Origin of the sequence: Candidatus Phytoplasma fabacearum, assembly GCF_030586805.1 — a bacterium.
GTDB classification, from domain to species: domain Bacteria; phylum Bacillota_I; class Bacilli_A; order Acholeplasmatales; family Acholeplasmataceae; genus Phytoplasma; species Phytoplasma fabacearum.
The window spans coordinates 1-3,534 of sequence record NZ_JAOSIM010000031.1 but is presented as its reverse complement, the minus strand read 5'-3'; the positions used below and the strand labels follow the sequence as shown (position 1 = coordinate 3,534).

6 protein-coding genes are annotated in these 3,534 nt (G+C 25.5%); 3 read left to right on the top strand and 3 right to left on the bottom strand.

Annotated elements, in window-relative coordinates; translation table 11 throughout:
* Positions 1 to 85: 85 nt before the first annotated feature.
* Both OC705_RS02310 and OC705_RS02305 read right to left on the bottom strand, forming a co-directional pair.
* Positions 86 to 241 carry a hypothetical protein gene (locus OC705_RS02310; RefSeq protein ID WP_304512693.1) on the bottom strand — a complete coding sequence of 52 codons (156 nt, stop codon included), beginning with the start codon at positions 239 to 241 and terminating at the stop codon, positions 86 to 88.
* A 171-nt stretch (positions 242 to 412) separates the two neighbouring features.
* The gene (locus tag OC705_RS02305) at positions 413 to 607 is read right to left on the bottom strand and encodes a hypothetical protein (protein ID WP_304512692.1); all 195 of its coding nucleotides are present in this window, start codon (positions 605 to 607) and stop codon (positions 413 to 415) included.
* Positions 608 to 1,137: 530 nt separating this feature from the next.
* Here OC705_RS02305 and OC705_RS02300 point away from each other — a divergent pair.
* From OC705_RS02300 to OC705_RS02590, 3 genes are read left to right on the top strand one after another with little or no spacing between them, the layout of a single operon-like run.
* On the top strand, positions 1,138 to 1,758 hold the full coding sequence (locus tag OC705_RS02300) for a hypothetical protein (RefSeq protein ID WP_304513989.1): 621 nt from the start codon (positions 1,138 to 1,140) through the stop codon (positions 1,756 to 1,758).
* Between the two features lie 51 nt (positions 1,759 to 1,809).
* A complete protein-coding gene (locus OC705_RS02595; protein WP_304514057.1) occupies positions 1,810 to 2,124 on the top strand; it encodes a group II intron reverse transcriptase/maturase in 315 nt (104 codons plus the stop codon).
* The gene (locus OC705_RS02590; protein ID WP_304514047.1) at positions 2,088 to 2,360 is read left to right on the top strand and encodes a hypothetical protein; all 273 of its coding nucleotides are present in this window, start codon (positions 2,088 to 2,090) and stop codon (positions 2,358 to 2,360) included. Before OC705_RS02595 ends, OC705_RS02590 begins: the two co-directional genes overlap by 37 nt.
* Positions 2,361 to 3,027: 667 nt before the next feature.
* Here OC705_RS02590 and OC705_RS02285 read toward each other — a convergent pair.
* Positions 3,028 to 3,534: hypothetical protein (locus OC705_RS02285; protein WP_304514056.1), on the bottom strand; the 507-nt coding region annotated here is incomplete at its 5' end.

The following is a 3,534-nucleotide window of genomic DNA, read 5'->3' as shown; positions in this document are numbered from 1 at the left end:
AATTTGGAAATTTGAATATACCACTATTATATAACTTTAAGAAAGAAATGTTTAAACAAAATAATGATGAAATAAATTTTTATCATTATTTATTGATAATCGGTTGATAGAATTGAGCATATTTTTTATTTTTTTGTTGTTCTATGAAATGTTGTTGAAAAAGAGCGTAACTGGAATTTTTTTGTTTTAATTGTTCATCCTGATGTTTTTTTACAAAATAAGCGGGAGTAAAAATGATCATGATTCCGATGATTAGAAAAATAATTTCTTTTATTAATTGTTTTAAATTTTCATATTATATTCAGACTCCTTTGTTTTTTAGTTAATAAATAAATTCATTTTTTATTAACAGAAATAAAAAAAGACTCTCGTTTTGATAGTCTTTATGATTTAATGAACAAATTTAATTTATTTAATTTCTACGAGAATTATTTGAACGATTTAAATGTTGTGGCGGCATAGCGTTATTTAAAATTATTTGTTGATTGGCAATCCTTTGGCTTAATTGTATATTTTGTGCCATTAAATTATTAATAAATTCTTCAGAAGCATTATTTGCTCTAGTCTGAAAAATTTGTTGTACCAATTGAGCTTGTTGTAAACTCAAAATTTAGTAAAATATTTGTTTGTATTTCAAAAAATCTGACTGATTATTATTTATATTATGAATACGGATAGATTAATTGCGTTTTATTCAGCGATTTATCTTTGCTGTTTTATTTACAATTAGCCCCCGTCCAAACCGGACAAGCAAGTTTCCCAGCATCCGGATTTTCATAATTCACTCTCTTTCGAGAACTAATTTCCTCTCGCGGTTGATTAGTTATTTATTCTTATTGTTCTTATTCGCACTGCACCCTGTTTACTACACAACGTTTTTTGAAGTAATTAATAATAAAGATACGAATTATTGGTTACTTTTATTTGTTTTTGGCTCTTTTCAAATGAATTAAATTTGTTGAATTTCTTTAATTTGGAACAATTTTTTACATTTGAAAAAGTTTAAAAAAAATAACCCCTCACTATATATTTAGATACAAAATTAAAAAAAACGGCGAACAAAATGAAAAAAAATTTTTTTTATTTTTTTTTGAGTTAAAATATGAACAAGTAAAAAAATAAAGAGGTTACAAAAAAATGGCGAATCGCAGAGAAATTGAATTACTCCAATATGCTTTAATTGATAACCTCCCGCTTTTAAAAAAAAATATTCTGTCCTTGGTTCAATTTTATCGAAAATATTTTACCGTTTGTAAAATTTTAAAATTATTAAAAATTGACCGTAATAATTATTATTATTGGCGAAAAGTACATGATAAAAATTATTTAAAAAAAATGGAAAAAAGAAAAATCATTAAAAAAATTGGTTTTCTTTGTCAAAAATACCATTTTGCTTTTGGATATCGCAAAATTACTTTTCTTTATCAAAAAATATATCAAGTCTCTATCAATAAAAAAATAGTTTTAAAAATCATGCAGCAAAATAATTGGTTAAAAAAATGGAATATTCCGAATTTGAAAAACCATTATTGGAAAAAATTTCAACAAACTAAAAAAAATCTGATCCAAAAAGATTTTCGTTCTCATGAACCTTTAACGAAATTATATACTGATTTAACTTGTTTTACAACCAATAAAGGTTATTTTTGGTTGTCAACCATTATCAATGGTTATAATAATAAAATCATTGCTTCTGCTTTAGGAAAACAAGGTAACCTCCAATTAGTAAAAAAACCTTCCGTCAAATTCCTAAATTAAAAAAACCTTGTTTTATTCATTCTGATCAAGGAAAAGTTTACCAAAGTATTAGTGGATAGAGACGAATTAAAAATAATTCGAACCTATCAAACAATCGTCCGAGGAATTATCCAATACTTTTGTTTAGCTAACAATCTAACTGTTTTAACCCATTTAAATTATCTAGCGGAATATAGCTGTTTGAAAACGCTGGCAAGGAAACGAAAACGTCAATTGCCAAAGTTCGAAAGAAAGGTAAAATTGGTTCAACTTGGGAGATTTCTTATCTTAATAAAAGGGAAACCCAATACGAACCATGGAATGTTTACTCTTGGGACAAAATTAAAAAAATGCGTAACTATAAGGGAAACCCGGACATTACCATAAATAGATTTATATTCCAAGGTCGTACCCATCTAACTGACCGTCTAAAAGCGGAACATTGTGAGAATTGCGATAAAACATCCCAACTTCAAATTCATCACATTGGGACAATTCGCAATGCACATTACCAAAGTATCATGAATAAAAGAACAAAGGTATTGTGTAAAGATTGTCATCGTAAGATAACCAATCAGCAAATACATGATATCAGAAAGAATAAGAACAATAAGAATAAATAACTAATCAACCGCGAGGAGAAATTAGTTCTCGAAAGAGAGTGAATTATGGAAAGCCGGATGCTGGGAAACTTGCTTGTCCGGTTTGGACGGGGGCTGATTGTAAATAAAACAGCAAGAACGAATCGCTGAATAAAACGCAATTAATCTATTCGTATTGATAACTAGTTGTAACAAAATAAGGGTTAAAAGTGGGGCATCGACAGATACCTCAATTTTAATCAAAATTTCCAAACAAAATACCTCGTTATGATTATGATTATATTTATTTATTGAAATTAAAAGAGATTTCGCGATAGTCCAAAAGATAAAAACCCCAATTTACGAAATGGCTAGAAAAAAGATTTGAAATTAATGATTATTAAAGACAAATTAAAAATTATTTCGATTTATAAAAGAAAATAGTTCTTATCTCACATGGATTAATCGAAAGAAAAGAATTAGAAATAATTTAGACCTATAAAATTATTTGTAAAGGAATTATTCGCTATTATTAAAGACAAATTAAAAATTATTTCGATTTATAAAAGAATTGATGATATTCGACAGTATAAGAAAAAGAATAATAAAAATAAACAATTAATTATTGATTACATGAAGTTAATATTTAATAAATAATAAAATATAATTAAAGGGTTGAAATTAGTTTAGGATTTTTTATTGTTTGTTATTAATGTGATTTAAAGCGTTCAATTAATAAAGAGTAAAATAAAATATTTATTACACATAAAATAATTATGAAGTAAATTTTACATAATAATTTCCATGTTTTATTATTAATTAAACTAAAATTTTTTAAATATTGTTTTATTAAACTAATGAATTTATTAGAGAACATTAGTTTTTTTTGTTTAGGTATTTTATTAATTTTATTATATAAATATTTTTTTTGTTCAAAATTAATTTCTTCATTTTCAGTTAAAGTCACGATAGTTTGTTCTCGGTCTGAGATTATTTTGTTTTTAGCAGTTTCTAGAGCATTTTTAGCAGTTTCTAGATCAGTTTTATCTTGATTTAATTGTGTAATAGTGTTTTCTTGAGTTTTAATAGTTTGTTCTTTATCTCTAATAGTTTGTTCTCGGTCTGAGATTATTTTGTTTTTAGCAGTTTCTAGAGCATTTTTAGCAGTTTCTAGATCAGTTTTATCTTGATTTAATTGTGTAATAGTGTTTTCTTG

Coding starts and splice junctions, on each gene's coding strand:
- OC705_RS02310 (WP_304512693.1), bottom strand. CDS start 241: ATGATCATTTTTACTCCCGCTTATTTTGTAAAAAAACATCAGGATGAA.
- OC705_RS02300 (WP_304513989.1), top strand. CDS start 1,138: ATGGCGAATCGCAGAGAAATTGAATTACTCCAATATGCTTTAATTGAT.
- OC705_RS02590 (WP_304514047.1), top strand. CDS start 2,088: ATGCGTAACTATAAGGGAAACCCGGACATTACCATAAATAGATTTATA.